We start from the raw sequence: 18,172 nt of genomic DNA on the forward strand, positions 1-18,172 counted from the left end.
GGGGGGGTCCTCAGGCGGCCGTGGAATGGGCGGCCAGTTGATGCTTCATGCGCTGCTCGACGCCGTACTTGATGACCAGCGTCACCAGCGCCAGGCCGGCCAGCAGCGAGGCCACCGCGAAGGCGGCGGCGAACTGGTATTCGTTGTAGAGAATCTCGATGTGCAGCGGCAAGGTGTTGGTGCTGCCGCGGATGTGGCCGGAGACGACCGAGACGGCGCCGAACTCGCCCATGGCGCGGGCATTGCACAGGATCACGCCGTACAGCAGGGCCCACTTCACATTGGGCAGCGTGACCTTCCAGAAGATCTGCCAGCCGTTGGCGCCCAGCACGCGGGCCGCCTCTTCCTGTTCGCTGCCCTGGGCCTGCATCAGCGGGATCAGCTCGCGGGCGATAAAAGGGAAGGTCACGAACACCGTGGCCAGCACGATGCCCGGCACCGCGAAGATGATCTTCAGATCATGGTCACGCAGCCACTCGCCAAACCAGCCCTGCAGCCCGAACACCAGCACGTACATCAGACCGGCGATCACCGGGCTGACCGAGAAGGGCAGGTCGATCAGCGTCAGCAGCAGGTTCTTGCCGCGGAAGTCGAACTTGGCGACGGCCCAGGCGGCGCAGACCCCGAACACCAGGTTCAGCGGCACCGAGATGGCGGCGGCGATCAGCGTGAGCTCGATGGCGGCCACCGCATCGGGTTCGACGATCGCGGCCAGGTAGACGTCCCAGCCCTTCTTGAAGGCCTCGACGAACACCGCCAGCAGCGGCACGAACAGGAAGAAGGACAGGAACAGCAACGCGCCGGCAATCAGTGACCAGCGCACCCAGCCGGGTTCGGCCGTGGCCTGCAGGGCCGAACGGGCCGGCTGCGCGGTGGAGGCAGCAGAGGACATCGGGCAGGGCTCCGTTCAGCGGCCCTGGCGCTGGCGCGCCCAGGCCTGGATCAGGTTGATCAGCAGCAGCAGCACGAAGGCGATCACCAGCATCACCACCGCGATCGCGGTGGCGCCGGCGTAGTCGTACTGTTCCAGCTTGGTGATGATCAGCAGCGGGGTGATCTCGGAGACCATCGGCATGTTGCCGGCGATGAAGATCACCGAGCCGTACTCGCCCAGGGCCCGGGCAAAGGCCAGCGCGAAGCCAGTCAGCAGGGCCGGCGCCAGGGTCGGCAGGATCACATGCCAGAAGGTCTGGCCGCGGCTGGCGCCCAGTGTGGCGGCGGCCTCTTCCAGCTCCTGCGACAGATCCTCCAGCACCGGCTGCACCGTGCGCACGACAAACGGCAGGCCGATGAAGGTCAGCGCCACGAACACGCCCAGCGGCGTGAAGGCCACCTGGAACGGCAGCGCCTGGCCGATCCAGCCATTCGGGGCGTACAAGGCCGTGAGGGCAATGCCAGCGACCGCGGTGGGCAGGGCGAACGGCAGGTCCACCAGCGCATCGACGATGCGCTTGAGGGGAAAGTCATAACGCACCAGCACCCAGGCCACCAGCAGGCCGGCGCCGGCATTGAGCAGGGCCGCGGCCAGCGAGGCGCCGAAGGTCAGCCGGTAGGACGCCAGCACCCGCGGCGAGGCGACCGCGGCCCAGAAGTCGGGCCAGCTCAGCGTGAAGGTCTTCAGGAAGACCGCGCTCAGCGGCACCAGCACGATCAGGCCCAGGTACAGCAGGGTCAGGCCCAATGACAGGTCGAAGCCGGGCAGCACGCTGCGCTGGCGCAGCAGCAGGCGTGACAGCGGTCCGGCGGCCGGCCCGCGCGAGCGGGCCTGGGGCGGCGCCACAGCGGCGTCGGCGGCACCGAGCGAGGGTTGGCAAGTGGTCATGGCAGCGGGCGCGTGGCGCTCATGCGGTTCGCGCGGAAGAAAATGCGTGAAGTCATGTTAGGCAGCCGGGCTGGATCGAGGAACAACTCAAAACGCTCATCGATATGCCAAAGCGTCATATGGGCCGCCAACGCACAATGGCAGCCTTTCCACTGACCCCTGTGTGACAGGCTGGCTGCGATGGACACCGACACTCCCTGGACCCTTTACCTGGCCCCCGGCACCTGCGCGCAGGCGGTGCACATTGCGTTGTGCGAGGCGGCGGTGCCGCTGCGGCTCATCAAGCTCAACCTGGCCGGGGGGCAGCAGCACACCCCCGAGTACCTGGCCCTGAACCCGCTGGGCCGCGTGCCGGCCTTGGTCACCTCGCAGGGCACGCTGGTCGAGACCCCGGCTCTGCTGGCCTTCGTGGCCCAATCCTGTCCGGCTGCCCGGCTGGGGCCGGTGGACGACGCCTTCGCCTGGGCCCGGGTGCAGGCTTTCAACAGCTACCTGGCCAGCACGGTGCATGTGGCCCATGCCCACAAGCACCGCGGGGTCCGCTGGTCGGACGACCCGGCCAGCTGGGAGGCGATGAAGGCCAAGGTCGGCGCGAACATGCGCGAGGCCTTCGCGCTGATCGGCCGCGACTGGTGGCAGGGCCCCTGGGTCTTCGGCGAACAGTACACGGTGGCCGATCCCTACCTCTACACGATCGGTGAATGGCTGGAAGGCGATGGCGTGGACACGGCGGCCTTCCCCTGGCTGCTGGAACACCGCGAGCGCATGCGGGCCCGGCCGGCGGTGCAACAGGCCCGCGCCACGCTGGAGGCCCTGGCGTGAGCGGCCTGCCCGAGATCGCGCTGACGACGCTGGACGGCCAGCCCCGGGCGCTGCGCGACTTCGCCGGTCAGGCCCTGCTGGTGGTCAACGTGGCCAGCCGCTGCGGCTTCACCCCGCAGTACGAGGGGTTGGAGGCGCTGCAGCGCCGCTACCAGGCGCGTGGCTTCTCGGTGCTGGGCTTTCCCTGTGACCAGTTCGGCCACCAGGAGCCCGGCGATGCCGAGGCCATCCGCCAGTTCTGCAGCCTGCGCTACGCGGTCAGCTTCCCGCTGTTCGCCAAGACCGAGGTGAACGGAGCCAACGCCCATCCGCTCTACCGCTGGCTCAAGCGCGAAGCCCCCGGGCTGTTGGGCACCGAGGGCATCAAGTGGAACTTCACCAAGTTCCTGGTCGATCCCGCCGGTCGCGTGGTGCACCGCTACGCGCCGCTGGACAAGCCTGCGGGCCTGGCGGCGGACATCGAGGCGGTGCTGCCGCGCTGAGCGCGGGTCAGTGCTTGGCGTAGATCTGGTCGAACACGCCGCCATCCTTGAAGTGGGTGGCCTGCGCCTTGGCCCAGCCGCCGAAGGTGTCGTTGATCGTGAACAGCTTCAGCTTCGGGAACAGCTTGTCGAACTGGGCCCCCACCTTGGGGTCGATCGGCCGGTAGTAGTTCTCGCCCGCGATCTTCTGGCCTTCCGGCGAGTACAGGTATTCCAGATAAGCCTGGGCCACCGCGCGGGTGCCGCGCTTGTCGACCACCTTGTCCACCACCGCCACCGGCGGCTCGGCCAGGATGCTGACCGAGGGCACGACGATCTGGAACTTGTCCGGGCCCAGCTCCTTGACCGCCAGGAAGGCCTCGTTCTCCCAGGCGATCAGCACATCGCCGATGCCGCGCTCGACGAAGGTGGTGGTGGCGCCACGGGCGCCCGAATCCAGCACCGGCACGTTCTTGTAGAGGGCCGAGACGAAGGCCTGGGCCTTGGCCTCGCTGCCGCCCGGCTTCTTCAGCGCGTAGCCCCAGGCTGCCAGGTAGTTCCAGCGGGCGCCGCCGGAGGTCTTGGGGTTGGGGGTGATGATGCTGATGCCCGGCTTGACCAAGTCATCCCAGTCCTTGATGCCCTTGGGGTTGCCCTTGCGCACCAGGAACACGATGGTCGAGGTGTAGGGCGAGCTGTTGTGCGGCAGGCGCTTCTGCCAGTCGGCCGGGATCAGCTTGGCCACGCTGTGCAGCTCGTCGATGTCGTAGCCCAGGGCCAGCGTCACCACGTCGGCCTCCAGCCCGTCGATCACCGAGCGGGCCTGCTTGCCCGAGCCGCCGTGCGACTGCTTGACCGTCACCGTGTCGCCGGTCTTGGCCTTCCAGTGCGCGGCGAAGGCCTTGTTGTAGTCCTGGTAGAGCTCGCGCGTCGGGTCGTAGGAGACGTTCAGCAGCGTGACGTCCTTGGCGAAGCTGGGCAGGCCGGTGGCGGCCAGCGCGGTGGCCAGGGCCAGCTGGCTCAGGCGGGACAGGGCGGTACGGCGGGACGGCATGAGGTTCCTTTGCAGCGGGTGGAATGCGATGGAAGCCATGCTAGGAAGCGCGCCTGCAACGCGGAACGAATCAAATCGCGCTTCCTTATGCGCTGTCTGAACATGCCGCTCTTGCCCCGGGCGTCGGCGCTCAGGCCGCCTGGCGGACGTCGAACTGCAGCGCCAGGCGCATGCGCACCGCAACGCGCTGACCGCAGGCATCGGTGGCGCCGGCCTGGCCGCGCGTCAGCAGCTCGGCCGCCAGGCGGGCTGGGTCCAGCTGGTAGCCGGCCACCCGCAGCTGCCGGCCCAGCGAGAGCAGCAGGTCGGGATGGGCCTGCAGCCAGGGGCCGGCCTCGGTGGTGGGGTCCAGGGCGAGGGCCAGTGTGGCCGTGGGCAGGGGCGTCGGGGCAGGCCGCATCGGGGGCTCCTTGGGCATCGGTCACACCGATGGTCCGGGGTCCCGGGGCCGGGGGTCAACGAAGGCTTTCGCGCATGCAGCCCTGCCGGCTGCATAAGCGGGGAAGCGCGCGGGGGCTCAGCCCGCGCGCAGCGCGTCGTCCCGCGCCAGCGCCGCCACCGCCCGGGCCAGGGCCTGCACGGTGGGCGCGGTGATGGGGCGCAATGCGTCCGCCTGCTGCAGCAGGCGCTCGGCCACCTGGGCGTGCGGCAGCACCGTGCCGTGGAACACCGGCTGCCCGTCGCGCAGCAGCAGCAGGGTCGGGAAGTTCTCGATGTCGGGGATGGCCTCGTCGCCGTCTTCCAGCGCGTCGGCATGGTCTTCGATGTCGATCCAGACCAGCCGGGCCTCGGGGTGTTGGCGCGCCAGGGCGTTGAAGGTGCTCTGGTAGCCCACGCAGGTGGGGCACCAGGCGGCGCACAGACAGGCCAGCAGCAGGGACGGGGAAGCAGGGGACGCGGCGGTGGACATGGCGGTCAGTGTGCCACCGCCGGTCGGTTCAAGGGCCGGCGGGGATGATCTGGGCCACCGGCTCCGGGGCCAGCAGACTGCCGTCGCGCAGCCCGCGCCAGGTGGCCATCAGCAGCCCCAGGATGATCAGCGAGGCCAGGGCCAGCAGCACCGGCCCCAGCACCGCCAGCAGGCCGCCGGGCTGGGCCAGGCGCAGCGTCAGGCTGGCCAGCGAGGCCAGCGGGAAGGACAGGGCCCAGTGCGTCAGCGAGAAGCCCAGCGGTTGCAGCCGCCGCGCCAGCGTGGCGGCCCAGGCGAAGGCGAACAGCGCCATGCCCCAGAACAGCCAGCCCAGGCTGTCGGGCGCGCCCAGTTGCAGCACCGCATGGCCGCTGACCGCGGGCGGCGCGATCAGGATGAAGGCGGTGGGCAGCAGGCGTTCCGGAAAGCTGCCCTGCACCAGCATGCGGGCGGCCAGCAGGGCCAGCACCACCGGCCAGAACAGCAGGCCGATGCCGAACTGGGCCATGGCCCAGTCGCCCTGGCCCAGGGCCACGCCGCCCAACGGCGCCACCACATTGCCGACCACCGGGATCAGCAGCGCCGGCGTGATGCTGGCCCAGTTCAGGCCGCCTTGTTCCTTGGGCCGCCACCAGCGGGCCAGCACCCACAGCGTGACGCCGAACTGCCCCAGCGAGCCCAGCCACCACAGCGCCCGCACGAGGGGGTGCGGGCCGAAGAAGCTCACGCCCAGGGTGGCCAGCAGCAGCGTGGCGACCGGCAGCGTGGCGACGAAGGTGTGGCGCACCGGGTGCTTCAGATCGTCGGCCCAGGCTTGCGGGTAGCGCTGCCAGCGCAGCAGGCTGGCGGCCAGCAGGGCCAGGAACGCGAGGGCGGCCACCCCGCCGCAGACCAGCGCGATGCCGGTGGCCGTGTCACCCATCAGCGGGCCGGCCCGCCACCAGGCCAGCGACAGGCCGGCCAGGCCCATCGGAAGGGAGAACCAGCCGGGGGCCAGGTGCTTGAGCGGAGTGGGGGAGGACGCCATGGGGTGGGTCGAATCAGAGCTGGTTGAGGGGGATCTTCAGGTAGCGCGTGCCATTGTCTTCGGCAGGCGGCAGGTGGCCGGCGCGCATGTTGACCTGCACCGAGGGCAGCAGCAGCGTGGGCATGGCCAGCGTGGCGTCGCGCTGGCGGCGCATCGCGACGAATTCGGCCTCCTCCACGCCGTCATGCAGGTGGATGTTGGCCGCCCGCTCCTCGGCCACGGTGGCGGTGATCTGCGGCGCCTGGCCGGCGGCGGGGTAGTCGTGGCAGAAGTACAGCCGGGTCTGCGGCGGCAGCGCGAGCAGCTTGCGCACCGAGCGGTACAGCAGCGCGGCGTCACCGCCCGGGAAGTCGCAGCGGGCGCTGCCGTAGTCCGGCCTGAACAGCGTGTCGCCGACGAAGGCCGCGGGCGTGGCGTCGTCCTCCAGCAGGTAGGTCATGCAGGCGGGGGTGTGGCCGGGGGTGTGCAGGGCGCGCAGGCGCAGCTCGCCGATGTGGAACACCTCGCCATCGGCGAAGCGGTGGTCGAAGGCGCGGCCATCGGGCACGAAGCCGGGCTCGGCGTTGAACAGCCGGCCAAAGGTCTGCTGCACGGTGACGATGTGCTCGCCCACCGCGATGCGGCCCCCCACGCGGTCCTGTAGCCAGGCGGCGGCCGAGAGGTGGTCGGCATGCACATGGGTCTCCAGCAGCCAGTCCACCTGGGCGCCCAGCGCCTGCACCCGGGCGAGCAGCTTCTCCGCGCTGGTGCTGCGGGTGCGGCCCGCCGCCGGGTCGTAATCGAGTACCGTATCGACCAGCGCGCAGCGGCGCGTGGCCGGGTCCAGCACCAGATGGCTGAAAGTGCCGGTCACCGGATCGTGGAAGGATTCAATCTGGGCCCGTGTGGTCATCGTGGTCTGCTCCCTCGTGAATATACGGTGATGGGTATATTAGCCCGACGCCAACAACCGTTTCTGCAATGAGTCAATTCTGGGATGAACGTTTCGCCGAGCCGGGCTTCAAGTATGGCCTGCAGCCCAATGCCTTTCTGAAGCACCAGGCGGCGGCCTGGGTGCCGGGCCAGGTGCTGCTGCCGGGCGATGGCGAGGGGCGCAACAGCGTCTGGCTGGCCCTGCAGGGCCACACGGTGCTGGCGGTGGACAGCTCGGCCGTCGGCCTGGCCAAGGGGCAGGCGCTGGCCCGTGAGCAGGGTGTGGCGGACCGTTGGTCCAGCCAGCAGGCCGACCTGAGCACCTGGGTGCCGCCGCAGGCGGCCTTCGACGCGGTGGTGCTGGTCTATGTGCACCTGCCCTCGGCCTGGCGCACCGACCTGCACCGCCGTCTGGCGCAGGCGCTCAAGCCGGGCGGCCGCCTGCTGCTGGAGGGCTTTCACCCCGAGCAGCTGCGCCACCACAGCGGGGGCCCGAAGGACCCGGACATGCTGATGACGCTGGCCGACCTGCGCCACGACTTCGATGGCCTGCTGACGGAACAGCTGGGCGAGGAGGTCTCGGCCGTGCTGGACGAAGGGCCGGGCCACCAGGGGCTGGCCCGGGTGACCCGCTACATCGGCCTGCGCCCGTGAGCGGCACGGACCTCTGGAGCACCTGGGCCGGCCTGGTGCTGGGCAGCCTGATCGTGCTGGCCTATGAGCTGCAGGTGCTGGTGCGGGGGCGGCGCACGCCCCACCGGGTTGCCCGGGCGGCCCATGCGCGCATGCGCGCCGACTGGGTGCGCGCGCTGGCCGAAAAACCGGGCTTCGAGATCGTGGCGGTGCAGACGCTGCGCAACTCGCTGATGTCGGCGACGATCTCGGCCTCCACCGCCGCCCTGTGCATGATGGGCGCTGTCAGCCTGGCCGGCTCGCAGCTGGCGGCTGGCCTGCACAGCCTGCGGGCCAGCGCCATCACACCGCTGGAGGTGCTGGGGCTGGCGCTGATGGGGGTGCTGTTCGGTTCGTTCGTGTGTTCGGCGCTGTCAATGCGCTACTACAACCACGCCGGCTTTGCGCTGTCCATGCCCGCGGCCACGCCGCAGCGTGAGGCCCTGGTGCCGCTGGCCACCGATTATTTGACCCGGGCCGGTTACCTGTACGGCTGGGGGCTGCGCAGCTTCCTGATGGTGGCCCCGCTGGTGGCGGGCATCGTCAACCCGTGGCTGATGCCGCCGGCCAGCCTGGGCCTGGTCTGGGTGCTTTGGCAGTTCGACCGGCCGGGCGCGATCGACTGAGCGCGCGCCCCCGGCCGGTCCCGTTCAGTCGAACGGATGCGGCGCCGGGGTGGCGTCGGTCGACGGCGGCAGCACCGGCAGGGCCAGCGTCGGTTGGGTGCCGGTCAGCGTCTTCAGGAAGGCCACGAGCTGGGCGTTCTCATCGGACGTGAACTGGCGGCCCAGCTGCACCCGCCCCATCACGTCCACGGCCTGGGTCAGCGTCGCGGCGCTGCCATCGTGGAAGTAGGGATAGGTCAGCTCCACATTGCGCAGCGTGGGCACCTTGAACACCATGCGGTCGCCTTCCTGGTGCGTCACGCCGTAGCGGCCCTGGGCGGGGTTGCGCGTCTCGAAGGGCTTGACCAGGCCCATCTTCTGGAACAGGCCGCCACCCACCGCCACGCCGTTGTGGCAGGCGGTGCAGCCGCTGCTCTTGAACAGCTGGTAGCCGGCCAGCTCATTGGCGTTGAGGGCCTTGGCGTCGCCCTGCAGCCAGCGGTCGAAGCGGGCGTTCGGGGTGACCAGGGTCTCCTCGAAGGCGGCCAGGGCCTGGGTCACCTCGTCGATCGTGATCGCATCCCGCTGGAACACCTGGCGGAACTCACGCCGGTAGCCCGGGATGGACCCCAGCACCTCCACCGCCAGCGCATGGGTGGACGCCATCTCGCCCGGGTTGGCGATGGGGCCGCCGGCCTGCGCCTTCAGATCGCTGGCGCGGCCATCCCAGAACTGGGCCAGGTTGTAGCGGGCGTTCAGCACCGTCGGCGAGTTGATCGGCCCCTGCTGCCAACCGTGGCCGATGGAGCTGCGCAGGTTGTCGCTGCCGCCCATGCTCAGGTTGTGGCAGGAATTGCAGGAAATCGCGCCCGAGCGCGACAGCCGGGGGTCGAAGAACAGCTTCTGCCCCAGGGCCACCAGGGCGGGGTTGGCCGCCTTGGCCGGGGGAACGGGCTGGATCGGTTCACGGGGGGCCGTGGCGGCGTGGCCGATCTGGGCCGCCGCCCACAGGGCGCCGAGCACGAGCGCGTGGATGCGCCGCGGGAATGGTTTTTTCATGGAGTCTCCCTGATCCTCGCTGCAGGAGGGGCCGCGCCGGCCGGGGACCGTGGCGATTCACCCCAGGCCCACACCCCAGCGAGGGCGCGGCGGGGCCCGGCACCACCCTAGGGGGCAACCCTTAGGGTTTGCTGAAGCCCGAGCAGAACAGGAGACTCTGGACCGGCGTTCAGCCGCGCCGCACCGGGCGGCCGCTGGTCATGGCCAGCACGCCGATGCCGCCGCCGTTGCTGACCTGGCGGTAGCCCATCTGCTGCAGCAGCATGCAGGCCATGCCGGAACGGGCCCCGGAGGCGCAGTACAGCACGAGGGGGGCGGCCAGGTCGGGAGCGACCCGGCCGATGCCGGCCTGCAGCTGGTCCAGCGGCAGGTTCACGGCGCCATCCAGGTAGCCACCGGCATATTCGCCCGGTGAGCGGACATCGATCAACAGGGGTTCGGGAGAGGTCATTTCAATCGGGCTCCGGTGGCGTCGACCACCTGGACTTCCACGGGGAAGCCCTGGGCAACGCTCTGGGTGACGGTGCAGTACTGCTCGAAGCTGGCCAGCACCCGGTCCAGGTGCTCCAGCGAGGCCGCCGGCACGCCCAGCGTCAGCGTGGCGCGCATGCGCAGCACGCGCAGGCGGTTCTCGGCGTTGCGGCCCACCTCGGCCTGCACCTCGGTGCGCAGCGGCTCGGGCTGCTGCTTGAACTTGCGCAGCGCGAACAGCAGCGAGTCGGACAGGCAGTTGCCCACTGCCGCGGCCAGCAGGTGCATGGGCGACGGGCCCTGGTTCTGGCCCAGCGGCGGCGGCTCGTCGCAGCGCAGCGCCGGGATGCCGGCGCCGAACGCCACATCGAACTGGTAGTCCTGGGCCTGGGTCAGGTGGACGGTGACAAGGTCTTGGCTCATCGCGATCTCCGGGGGGCGGGTGGTCAGCGGACCTTGCCGAGCAGGGTCTGCACCTCGCCCAGGACTTCGGTGAGCTGCTTGCGGCCCTTGGGCGTGGTGCCCACATGGGCGCCCAGCTCCTGTTCCATGTAGCACACGGTCATGCGCACATAGGTGCTGTCCAGGGCCTTGCGCACGGCGGCCATCTGGCTGGCCACGTCCTGGCAGGGCTGGCCTTCCTCGATCATGCGCTGGATGCCGCGCAACTGCCCTTCCGCCCTCTTGAGGCGGTTGAGCAGGTCGGTGCGGGTCTTATCGTCGGTCAACATCGACATGGCACAGGGCTCCCCGTCGGGAGCGGGTTTCGTTGGGGAAGCTGCCATTGTCCTGTCTTCCTTCAGGTTTTTCTGACTGGAGGGAGATTTCCCGTCGAGGCCCTCAGCGGCAGCAGCTGCCGCCCTCGCCTTCCGGCACGCCCAGCTTCTTCAGGAAGAAGGCCATCGGGCAGACGTTGGTGAAACCGAACTGCAGCAGGTTCAGGCCGACGAAGGCGGTGAAGGCCAGCCACCACTTGCTGACGAAGAGGGGGCTGCCCTCCACGCCCAGGGCCAGGGACAGCAGGATGAACAGGCCGGGAATGATGCGCAGCAGGCGGGTGACGGTCATGGAGGAACTCCCTGTGGACATGAGGAAACGGTGGGTGGATCAGCGGTCGGTCAGGCGCACGATGCCCAGGGCCTTCAGCACGTACTTCTCGTAGATGGGTTCGGAGTTGCCGGATTTCATCTTCGAGAGGAAGTATTTTTCGAAGGCGACCTTGGCCAGGTGCACCCACTTGCCCTTCTTGAACCAGTTGACGTTGCGCGGCGGGATCTGCGGCAGCGCCACGAAGGCGGCGCCGGTGTCGCCCATGTCGGCCAGGCAGATGGCGTTCCAGGTGCCCTGGGCGGTGGCGGGCTTGCCGGCCAGCTCGTCGGCGATGTTGTGGGCGATGGCCGAGGTCATGGTCTCGATCATGTAGCCCGTCTTGGGCGCGCCGGTGGGCACCGGGGTCACTTCCACCGGTGGGATGGCCACGCACACGCCGGCCGAGAAGATGTTCTTGTAGGCCTTGCTGCGCTGGAACTCGTCGATCAGCACAAAGCCGCGCGGGTTGCACAGATGGGGCACCGCAGCGACCGGGTCGACGCCCTTGAAGGCCGGCAGCATCATGGCCAGCTTGAAGGGCAGCTCATGCTCCTTGACCACATTGCCGTGCTCGTCGAGCTGGGTGGTGAACAGCTTGCCGGCCTCGACCTTGGTGGTCTTGGCGTTGGTGATCCACTTGATGTCGTGGTTGCGCAGCTCGCTTTCCAGCATGGACTTGCTGTCGCCCACGCCGCCCAGGCCCAGGTGGCCGATGTAGGGCTCGCTGGTCACGTAGTGCATCGGCACCTTGTGGCGCAGCTTGCGCTTGCGCAGGTCGGCGTCGACGATGAAGGCGAACTCGTAGGCCGGGCCGAAGCAGCTGGCGCCGGGCATGGCACCGACGATGATCGGGCCGACCGGGTTCTTCAGGAATTCCTGGTAATCGGCCCAGAAGGCCTCGGCATGGTCCACCGAGCACACCGAGTGGGTGTGGCCGCCACCGCCATGGGCAGCCGGGCCGGCGCCGGGCACCTCGTCAAAGGCCAGCTTGGGGCCGGTGGTGATGACCAGGTAGTCATAGACCAGCACCTGGCCGTCGGCCAGCGTGACCTGGTTGCCCGGGGCATCGATGGCTGTCACCGCCGAGGGGATGAAGCCGATGCCCTTCTTCTCCAGCAGCGGGCCGACCTTCAGCACGATCTCGTCGCGCTGGCGCCAGCCCACCGCGATCCAGGGGTTGGAGGGCACGAACTGGAAGTAGTCCACCGCGCTGACCACGGTGATCTTGTGCTCCTTGGGGAGCATTTCGCGCAGTTCGTACGCGCAGGGCATGCCGCCGATGCCGGCGCCGAGGATGACGATGTGGGCCATGGTCGTTGTCTCCTAGTGCCGCTCTGTCGACGGCGGTCAAGCCTCTTCGTGGCGGTGCCGCAGCATCGCGTAGTAGAGGACGGGGATCACCACCAGCGTGAGCAGGGTGGAGACGAGGATGCCGAAGATCAGCGAGATGGCCAGACCATTGAAGATCGGGTCGTCCAGGATGAACAGGGCACCGATCATGGCGGCCAGCGCGGTCAGCGCGATCGGCTGGGCCCGCACGCGGGCGGATTCGATCACCGCGGTGCGGAAGGGCACGCCGTGCGCCAGCTGCAGCTCGATGAAGTCCACCAGCAGGATGGAGTTGCGCACGATGATGCCGGCCAGCGCGATCATGCCGATCATGCTGGTGGCGGTGAACTGCGCGCCCAGCAGCGCGTGGCCGGGCATCACGCCGATGAGGGTCAGCGGAATGGGCGCCATGATGATCAGCGGCGTGCCGTAGCTCTTGAACTGTGCCACCACCAGCAGATAGATCAGGATCAGGCCCACCGCATAGGCCGCGCCCATGTCGCGGAAGGTCTCGTAGGTGATTTGCCACTCGCCGTCCCACTTGATCGCGTACTGCGTGAAGGGGTCGGAGGGCTGGTGGATCCAGTACTCGCCCAGCGTGCCGTGGCCGGCCGGCAGGGCGTCCTTCAGGTGCGGACGGATCGCGAACAGGCCGTACAGCGGCGAATCGAGCTGGCCGGCCATGTCGCCGAAGACGTAGCTGACTTGGTGCAGGTCCTTGGTGTAGAGCGGCTTGTCGATCACGCCCTGTTCCACCCGCACCAGCTCCGACAGCGGCACCAACTGGCCGTTGGCGGCCTTCAGCGGCAGGGCCAGCAGCGCGTCCAGGCCGATCTGGCTGTCGCGCGGCAGCTGCAGCCGCACCGGCACCGGGTACTTGTCGTGGCCGGTGTGCAACCAGGCGGCGTCGGCGCCCGAGAGGGCGGCCTGCACCGTCTGCGCGATGGTGCTGACGGCGATGCCGGCCGATTCGGCGCGCTGATGGTTCACCCGCAGGAAGGCACGCGGGGCGTTCTCCTTGAGGGTGGTGTCGATCGCGACGATGTCGGGCGTGGCGTGGAAGGCCTGCGCGATCTTGCCGGCCAGGGCCTGGCGGCCGGCCTCGTCGGGGCCGTAGACCTCGGCCACCAGCGGGCTCATCACCGGCGGGCCGGGCGGCACTTCCACCACCTGGATGCGCGCGCCGTGGGCGACGGCGATCTTCTCCAGGTCGGGGCGCAGGCGCTGCGCGATGGCGTGGCTCTTTTCCGAGCGGTGGTGCTTGTCCACCAGGTTCACCTGCAGGTCGCCCTGGTCGGCCTCGGAGCGCATGTAGTACTGGCGCACCAGGCCGTTGAAGGTGATCGGGCTGGCGGTGCCGGCATAACCCTGCAGGTCGCGCACCTCGGGCTGGCGGGCCAGGAAGGCGCCCAGGTCCTGCAGCGTGGCGGCGGTGTCCTCCAGCGGCGTGCCGGCCGGCATGTTGACGATGACCTGGAACTCCGACTTGTTGTCAAAGGGCAGCATCTTCAGCACCACCCACTCGACCAGCGTCATGCCCACCGACAGCAGCAGCGCGACCAGGATGCCGCCCAGCAGCAGCCAGCGCTTCTTGGCGCTGGCCAGCAGCGGGGCCAGCAGGGCCGCGAAGAAATTGCCCAGCCTGGCGCCCACGCCGGCTGCGCCGGTGGCCGGTGCATGACCGTCGCCCGCCGCGCCGTGGGACTTCATCAGCTTCAGGGCCAGCCAGGGCGTGACCGTGAAGGCGATGGCCAGCGACAGCGCCATGCCCAGGCTGGAGTTGATCGGGATCGGGCTCATGTACGGGCCCATCAGGCCGGTCACAAAGGCCATCGGCAGCAGCGCGCCGATCACGGTCATCGTGGCCAGGATGGTGGGGCCGCCCACCTCATCGACGGCGACCGGGATGATCTCGCGCAGCGGTTTGCCCGGCTCCAGCATCTGGTGGCGGTGGATGTTCTCGACCACCACGATCGCGTCGTCCACCAGGATGCCGATCGAGAAGATCAGCGCGAACAGCGACACTCGGTTGAGGGTGAAGCCCCAGGCCCAGGAGGCGAACAGCGTCACCGTCAGGGTCAGGATCACCGCCGAGCCGACGATGATGGCCTCACGCCGGCCCAGCGCGATGCCCACCAGCAGGATGACCGAGCCGGTGGCGAAGGCCAGCTTCTGGATCAGCTTGTTGGCCTTCTCGGCGGCGGTTTCGCCGTAGTCGCGGCTGATGCTGACCTGCACGCCTTCCGGGATCACGCTGTTGCGCAGCTCGTCCACCCGGGCGCGGGCGGCGCGGGCCACGTCCACCGCGTTCTGGCCGGGCTTCTTGGTGACGGTGATCGTCACCGCCGGATAGACCTGGCCGGCCGGTGCGGAGGCCGATTCCTCGGGTGACTGCGGTGCGCTGCCCGGGCTGTACCAGACCAGGTGGCTGGGCTGGGCCGAGGCCGGGCTGACCTGGGCCACTTCGCGCAGGTAGACCGGCTTGCCGTCGTGCACGCCGACCACGATGTCGCCGACCTCGTCGGCGTTGCGCAGGAATTCGCCGGTTTCCACCGACAGCAGCTGGCCGCCCTGCGGCTGCATCACCGCGCCAGCCGGCATGCCCTGGTTGGCGGCGGCCAGGCTGGACTTCAGCGACATCACGTCGACGCCGCGCTCGCGCAGGCGGGACGGGTCCAGCGCCACGGTCACGACGCGGCCCGGCCCCCCGATGGTCTGCACCTCGCGGCTGCCCGGCACGCGCTTGAGTTCGGTCTCCAGCGTGTGGGCCACGCGCTCCAGCTCGGTGCCGCTGCGGCCGTCCTGGGCCCACAGCGTCACGCCCAGCACCGGCACATCGTCGATGCCCTTGGGCTTGACGATCGGCGACTGGGCGCCCAGGCCGCTGGGCAGCCAGTCGGAGTTGGCATGCAGCACGTCATAGAGGCGCACCAGCGCCTCGGTGCGCGGCACGCCCACCTTGAACTGCACCGTCAGCACCGCCATGCCTGGCTGGGAGACGGAGAAGGTGTGGTCGATGTCGGCGATCTGCGACAGCACCTGTTCGGCCGGGCGCGCGACCATGCTCTGCACGTCGGCGCTGCTGGCCCCCGGGAAGGGGATCAGCACATTGGCCATGGTGACGTTGATCTGGGGCTCTTCCTCGCGTGGGGTGACCAACACCGCGAACAGGCCCAGCAGCAGGGCCACCAGGGCCAGCAGCGGGGTGATCGCGTTGTCCTGGAAGGTGCGGGCCAGGCGGCCGGAGATGCCCAGCGGGCGCGCTTCGCCAGCGGGGGCGTGCAGATCGCTCATCGTTGCTCCCGTCCGCTCAGCGCTTGGCCGGGGTGGCGCCGGCCAGACCGGCCTGCACCGCATCCACCGCCACCTGGTCGCCCGTCTTCAGGCCGGCCAGCACCGGCACCTGCAGGCCGGCCGTCGGCGTGCCCAGGCGCACCGAGCGCAGCACGAACTGGCCCTGGCTGACCACGTAGACGGCTTCCAGCTCGCCGCGGCGCAGCACGGCGCTGGCGGGCACGCTCAGGGCGGCCGGCGCGTTGGCCACCGCTGCGGCCGGCGCATCGAAGCGCACGCGCAGGCTCTGGCCCGGCGTCAGCGCGGTGCCGGTTGGCAGGTCCAGGCGCCATTCGATCGTCTGCGCCACCGGGTCGGTGGCGGGCAGCTCGGTGCGGCGCACCGGCGTCACCCATTGCCCATCGGGCAGCCGCACCTGCGGGTGGCTGGCGGCGCGGGCCAGCGCCGCCCGGGTGGACGGCACCTGCACCACCGCGCGCAGCGCGCCCGGGGCATACATCGTCAGCAGGCTGCGGCCGGCCGAGGCCAGGTCGCCGGTGTCCACCAGCGTGGACTGCACCACGCCATCAAACGGGGCCACCACGTCGGCAAAGCCGCGGGCCAGCGCCGCCTGGCTGCGGGCGCCGCGGGCCTGGTCGACGCTCGCCTGAGCGGCCTTCAGCGTGGTGTCGGCCTGGTCCACCACCGATTGGCTGACAAAGCCCTGCCGGCGCAATTCGCGCTGACGGTCGGCGTTGAGCCGGGCGTTTTCCAGCTGGGCCTGGGCCTGGGCGAGCGCGGCATTGCTCTGCAGCAGGCCGGCGCTGGTGTCGCGGGCGTCGATGCGGGCCAGCAACTGGCCGGCACGGACCTTGTCGCCCGCCTTGACGGCCAGTGCGGTCACGTTGCCGCTCACCTGGGCCGCCACGGTGGCCTGCCGCAGGGCCTCCACCGTGCCATCAAGCTCGAAGCCGGCGCTGGTCGGGACATTCCCCACCGTCACGGTCGGCACCGTGCCCGCCACGGCCGCGGTGCAGCCCAGCCACAACGCCGTCCACAGCACGGGCCGGCCTCCCAGGAGGTGAAATGTCTTGATACCCATGTGGGTATCCTAGCAGAGGCAGGGAACCTGCATCAAGCTGGGGATTTCGCCATGATCCGATTCCCAGCCCCGTTTGGCGAGCGCGGCATGGCATTGTCTTGATGCAAATGAAAAGCGGGGTATGCTGCAGTGCGTCAGACAGACCCCTCACTCCATGGATGCGGATGACTGAAGGCTTTCCCTCTCCCTCGGGGCTGGTGGCGGCGCACCAGGTCGTGGCAGTGCATGGGCCCGTGGTGGCTGTCCGGGGGCGTCCGCTGCCCCAACTGGGCCATGTGCTGACCGTGCCGGTGGGCACGCTCCGCGTCACGCTGGTGGTGGTGCAGCATGTCTCCGAGTGCGTGGTGCGCACCATTGCGCTGGAGAGCACCGAGGGCCTGGCCCGTGGTCTGCCGGCGCATGACACCGGCGCCCCGTTGACCGTGCCGGCCGGCGAGGCCTGCCTGGGCCGCCTGCTGGACGTGCAGGGCCGGCCGCTCGATGGCGGGCCGCCGCTGGACCTGGCCCTCAACCGCCCGGTGATGACCCCGCCGCCCCTCTTGTCCGACACCTTGCCCGGCCAGCAGATTCTGCCCACCGGCATCAAGGTGATCGACCTGCTGTGCCCCTTCGTGCGCGGCGGCAAGACCGGGCTGTTCGGTGGCGCTGGCGTGGGCAAGACGGTGCTGATGATGGAGTTCATGCACGCGGTCAGCACGCTCTACCAGGGCGCCTCGGTGTTTGCCGGCGTGGGCGAGCGCATCCGAGAGGGCCATGAGCTTTGGCACGAGATGAGCGATGCCGGCGTGATGCAGCGCACCGTGATGGTCTTCGGCCAGATGGACGAGACCCCCGGCGTGCGTTACTACACCGGCTTCACCGCCCTGGCCTGTGCCGAGGCCCTGCGCGATGCTGGCCACGGCGAGGTGCTGTTCCTGATGGACAACCTGTTTCGCTTCGTCCAGGCCGGCTCCGAGATCTCCGGCCTGCTGGGCCGCATGCCGTCCAGCGTGGGCTACCAGCCGACCCTGCTGACCGAAGTCGCCAGCCTGGAGGAGCGCATCCTGTCCACCCGGCAAGGAGCGATCACCTCGGTGCAGGCGGTCTACGTGCCGGCCGACGACATGAGCGACCCCTCGATCGCCGCCATCCAGGCCCACCTGGATTCGATCGTCGTGCTCGCGCGCGAGCAGGCCGCCCGCGGCATCTACCCGGCGGTGGACCCACTGGCGTCGAACAGCCGCATGCTGGACGTGCACATCGTCGGTGAGCGCCACCACCGGGTGGCCGGCGCGGTGCGTGAGCACCTGGCGCGCTACAAGGCGCTGGAGGACATCATCGCCATGCTGGGTCTGGAGGAGCTTTCGCCCGAGGACCAGCGCATCGTGCGCCGGGCCCGGCGCCTGCAGCGCTACCTGACCCAGCCCTTCCAGGTGGTGGCCGACCACACCGGCATGCCCGGCGTCACGGTGCCGTTGGACACCACGCTGGCCGATTGCGAGCGCTTTCTGGACGGCGCCTACGACAGCGTGACCGAAGACGCCTGTTACATGCAGGGGGCCATGCCGGCCCCGGCGGGCTGAGC

General features: G+C 69.7%; 20 protein-coding genes. 5 read left to right on the forward strand and 15 right to left on the reverse strand.

Annotated elements, in window-relative coordinates:
- Positions 1-10: 10 nt before the first annotated feature.
- Both cysW and cysT read right to left on the reverse strand, forming a co-directional pair.
- Positions 11-892, reverse strand: coding sequence for a sulfate ABC transporter permease subunit CysW (cysW, locus tag KGA65_RS01100; protein WP_225861295.1), 882 nt, complete (start codon positions 890-892; stop codon positions 11-13).
- Between the two features lie 15 nt (positions 893-907).
- Positions 908-1,822 carry a sulfate ABC transporter permease subunit CysT gene (gene cysT, locus KGA65_RS01105; protein WP_225861296.1) on the reverse strand — a complete coding sequence of 305 codons (915 nt, stop codon included), beginning with the start codon at positions 1,820-1,822 and terminating at the stop codon, positions 908-910.
- A gap of 180 nt (positions 1,823-2,002) precedes the next feature.
- On the opposite strand from cysT, the gene KGA65_RS01110 reads away from it, so the two are divergent.
- Entirely contained in the window at positions 2,003-2,644 is a 642-nt protein-coding gene (locus tag KGA65_RS01110) for a glutathione S-transferase family protein (protein WP_225861297.1), read from the forward strand.
- Positions 2,641-3,126, forward strand: a complete 486-nt coding sequence (locus KGA65_RS01115; protein WP_375142594.1) for a glutathione peroxidase — start codon at positions 2,641-2,643, stop codon at positions 3,124-3,126. The genes KGA65_RS01110 and KGA65_RS01115 overlap by 4 nt, the downstream gene beginning before the upstream one ends.
- A 7-nt stretch (positions 3,127-3,133) precedes the next feature.
- Here the strand turns inward: KGA65_RS01115 and KGA65_RS01120 are convergent, their stop codons facing one another.
- From KGA65_RS01120 to KGA65_RS01140, 5 genes are all read right to left on the reverse strand, one after another.
- Positions 3,134-4,159 (reverse strand): sulfate ABC transporter substrate-binding protein, encoded by a 1,026-nt coding sequence (locus KGA65_RS01120; RefSeq protein ID WP_225861298.1) that lies wholly within the window; start codon positions 4,157-4,159, stop codon positions 3,134-3,136.
- A gap of 130 nt (positions 4,160-4,289) precedes the next feature.
- The gene (locus KGA65_RS01125; protein ID WP_225861299.1) at positions 4,290-4,559 is read right to left on the reverse strand and encodes a hypothetical protein; all 270 of its coding nucleotides are present in this window, start codon (positions 4,557-4,559) and stop codon (positions 4,290-4,292) included.
- Positions 4,560-4,676: 117 nt separating this feature from the next.
- Complete coding sequence (locus KGA65_RS01130; RefSeq protein WP_225861300.1) at positions 4,677-5,069, reverse strand: thioredoxin family protein; 393 nt, start codon at positions 5,067-5,069, stop codon at positions 4,677-4,679.
- Between the two features lie 28 nt (positions 5,070-5,097).
- Positions 5,098-6,096 carry an SLAC1 anion channel family protein gene (locus KGA65_RS01135; RefSeq protein WP_225861301.1) on the reverse strand — a complete coding sequence of 333 codons (999 nt, stop codon included), beginning with the start codon at positions 6,094-6,096 and terminating at the stop codon, positions 5,098-5,100.
- Between the two features lie 13 nt (positions 6,097-6,109).
- Positions 6,110-6,988, reverse strand: coding sequence for an MBL fold metallo-hydrolase (locus KGA65_RS01140; RefSeq protein ID WP_225861302.1), 879 nt, complete (start codon positions 6,986-6,988; stop codon positions 6,110-6,112).
- Positions 6,989-7,056: 68 nt separating this feature from the next.
- On the opposite strand from KGA65_RS01140, the gene KGA65_RS01145 reads away from it, so the two are divergent.
- Entirely contained in the window at positions 7,057-7,662 is a 606-nt protein-coding gene (locus KGA65_RS01145) for an SAM-dependent methyltransferase (protein WP_225861303.1), read from the forward strand.
- Positions 7,659-8,306, forward strand: coding sequence for a DUF599 domain-containing protein (locus KGA65_RS01150; protein ID WP_225861304.1), 648 nt, complete (start codon positions 7,659-7,661; stop codon positions 8,304-8,306). The genes KGA65_RS01145 and KGA65_RS01150 overlap by 4 nt, the downstream gene beginning before the upstream one ends.
- 24 nt (positions 8,307-8,330) lie before the next feature.
- On the opposite strand, the gene KGA65_RS01155 is transcribed toward KGA65_RS01150, so the two are convergent.
- The 8 genes from KGA65_RS01155 to KGA65_RS01190 all read right to left on the reverse strand — a co-directional run bounded on the left by KGA65_RS01155 (position 8,331) and on the right by KGA65_RS01190 (position 16,608).
- The gene (locus KGA65_RS01155) at positions 8,331-9,344 is read right to left on the reverse strand and encodes a cytochrome-c peroxidase (RefSeq protein WP_225861305.1); all 1,014 of its coding nucleotides are present in this window, start codon (positions 9,342-9,344) and stop codon (positions 8,331-8,333) included.
- A 169-nt stretch (positions 9,345-9,513) separates the two neighbouring features.
- The gene (locus KGA65_RS01160) at positions 9,514-9,795 is read right to left on the reverse strand and encodes a rhodanese-like domain-containing protein (RefSeq protein WP_225861306.1); all 282 of its coding nucleotides are present in this window, start codon (positions 9,793-9,795) and stop codon (positions 9,514-9,516) included.
- Positions 9,792-10,238, reverse strand: a complete 447-nt coding sequence (locus tag KGA65_RS01165; protein ID WP_225861307.1) for an OsmC family protein — start codon at positions 10,236-10,238, stop codon at positions 9,792-9,794. The genes KGA65_RS01160 and KGA65_RS01165 overlap by 4 nt, the downstream gene beginning before the upstream one ends.
- Positions 10,239-10,261: 23 nt before the next feature.
- Entirely contained in the window at positions 10,262-10,546 is a 285-nt protein-coding gene (locus tag KGA65_RS01170; RefSeq protein WP_375142595.1) for a metal-sensing transcriptional repressor, read from the reverse strand.
- A 109-nt stretch (positions 10,547-10,655) separates the two neighbouring features.
- Positions 10,656-10,883 (reverse strand): YgaP family membrane protein, encoded by a 228-nt coding sequence (locus KGA65_RS01175; RefSeq protein WP_225861309.1) that lies wholly within the window; start codon positions 10,881-10,883, stop codon positions 10,656-10,658.
- 39 nt (positions 10,884-10,922) lie between these two features.
- A complete protein-coding gene (locus KGA65_RS01180; protein ID WP_225861310.1) occupies positions 10,923-12,215 on the reverse strand; it encodes an NAD(P)/FAD-dependent oxidoreductase in 1,293 nt (430 codons plus the stop codon).
- Positions 12,216-12,251: 36 nt separating this feature from the next.
- On the reverse strand, positions 12,252-15,527 hold the full coding sequence (locus tag KGA65_RS01185) for an efflux RND transporter permease subunit (RefSeq protein ID WP_225861311.1): 3,276 nt from the start codon (positions 15,525-15,527) through the stop codon (positions 12,252-12,254).
- 16 nt (positions 15,528-15,543) lie between these two features.
- Positions 15,544-16,608: an efflux RND transporter periplasmic adaptor subunit gene (locus KGA65_RS01190; protein ID WP_225861312.1), complete on the reverse strand. Its 1,065-nt coding sequence runs from the start codon at positions 16,606-16,608 to the stop codon at positions 15,544-15,546.
- A 164-nt stretch (positions 16,609-16,772) separates the two neighbouring features.
- Between KGA65_RS01190 and atpD the strand changes: the two genes are divergently transcribed.
- Entirely contained in the window at positions 16,773-18,170 is a 1,398-nt protein-coding gene (atpD, locus tag KGA65_RS01195; RefSeq protein ID WP_225861313.1) for a F0F1 ATP synthase subunit beta, read from the forward strand.
- Positions 18,171-18,172: the final 2 nt, after the last annotated feature.

The sequence above is a fragment of the Ideonella benzenivorans genome (assembly GCF_020387415.1).
Lineage (GTDB): Bacteria > Pseudomonadota > Gammaproteobacteria > Burkholderiales > Burkholderiaceae_C > Ideonella > Ideonella benzenivorans.

What these genes read in the sequence shown, in the direction of transcription:
- cysW (WP_225861295.1), bottom strand. Translation starts at nt 892, where the DNA reads ATGTCCTCTGCTGCCTCCACCGCGCAGCCGGCCCGTTCGGCCCTGCAG.
- cysT (WP_225861296.1), bottom strand. Translation starts at nt 1,822, where the DNA reads ATGACCACTTGCCAACCCTCGCTCGGTGCCGCCGACGCCGCTGTGGCG.
- KGA65_RS01110 (WP_225861297.1), top strand. Translation starts at nt 2,003, where the DNA reads ATGGACACCGACACTCCCTGGACCCTTTACCTGGCCCCCGGCACCTGC.
- KGA65_RS01120 (WP_225861298.1), bottom strand. Translation starts at nt 4,159, where the DNA reads ATGCCGTCCCGCCGTACCGCCCTGTCCCGCCTGAGCCAGCTGGCCCTG.
- KGA65_RS01125 (WP_225861299.1), bottom strand. Translation starts at nt 4,559, where the DNA reads ATGCGGCCTGCCCCGACGCCCCTGCCCACGGCCACACTGGCCCTCGCC.
- KGA65_RS01130 (WP_225861300.1), bottom strand. Translation starts at nt 5,069, where the DNA reads ATGTCCACCGCCGCGTCCCCTGCTTCCCCGTCCCTGCTGCTGGCCTGT.
- KGA65_RS01135 (WP_225861301.1), bottom strand. Translation starts at nt 6,096, where the DNA reads ATGGCGTCCTCCCCCACTCCGCTCAAGCACCTGGCCCCCGGCTGGTTC.
- KGA65_RS01140 (WP_225861302.1), bottom strand. Translation starts at nt 6,988, where the DNA reads ATGACCACACGGGCCCAGATTGAATCCTTCCACGATCCGGTGACCGGC.
- KGA65_RS01145 (WP_225861303.1), top strand. Translation starts at nt 7,057, where the DNA reads ATGAGTCAATTCTGGGATGAACGTTTCGCCGAGCCGGGCTTCAAGTAT.
- KGA65_RS01155 (WP_225861305.1), bottom strand. Translation starts at nt 9,344, where the DNA reads ATGAAAAAACCATTCCCGCGGCGCATCCACGCGCTCGTGCTCGGCGCC.
- KGA65_RS01160 (WP_225861306.1), bottom strand. Translation starts at nt 9,795, where the DNA reads ATGACCTCTCCCGAACCCCTGTTGATCGATGTCCGCTCACCGGGCGAA.
- KGA65_RS01165 (WP_225861307.1), bottom strand. Translation starts at nt 10,238, where the DNA reads ATGAGCCAAGACCTTGTCACCGTCCACCTGACCCAGGCCCAGGACTAC.
- KGA65_RS01170 (WP_375142595.1), bottom strand. Translation starts at nt 10,546, where the DNA reads ATGTTGACCGACGATAAGACCCGCACCGACCTGCTCAACCGCCTCAAG.
- KGA65_RS01175 (WP_225861309.1), bottom strand. Translation starts at nt 10,883, where the DNA reads ATGACCGTCACCCGCCTGCTGCGCATCATTCCCGGCCTGTTCATCCTG.
- KGA65_RS01180 (WP_225861310.1), bottom strand. Translation starts at nt 12,215, where the DNA reads ATGGCCCACATCGTCATCCTCGGCGCCGGCATCGGCGGCATGCCCTGC.
- KGA65_RS01185 (WP_225861311.1), bottom strand. Translation starts at nt 15,527, where the DNA reads ATGAGCGATCTGCACGCCCCCGCTGGCGAAGCGCGCCCGCTGGGCATC.
- KGA65_RS01190 (WP_225861312.1), bottom strand. Translation starts at nt 16,608, where the DNA reads ATGGGTATCAAGACATTTCACCTCCTGGGAGGCCGGCCCGTGCTGTGG.
- atpD (WP_225861313.1), top strand. Translation starts at nt 16,773, where the DNA reads ATGACTGAAGGCTTTCCCTCTCCCTCGGGGCTGGTGGCGGCGCACCAG.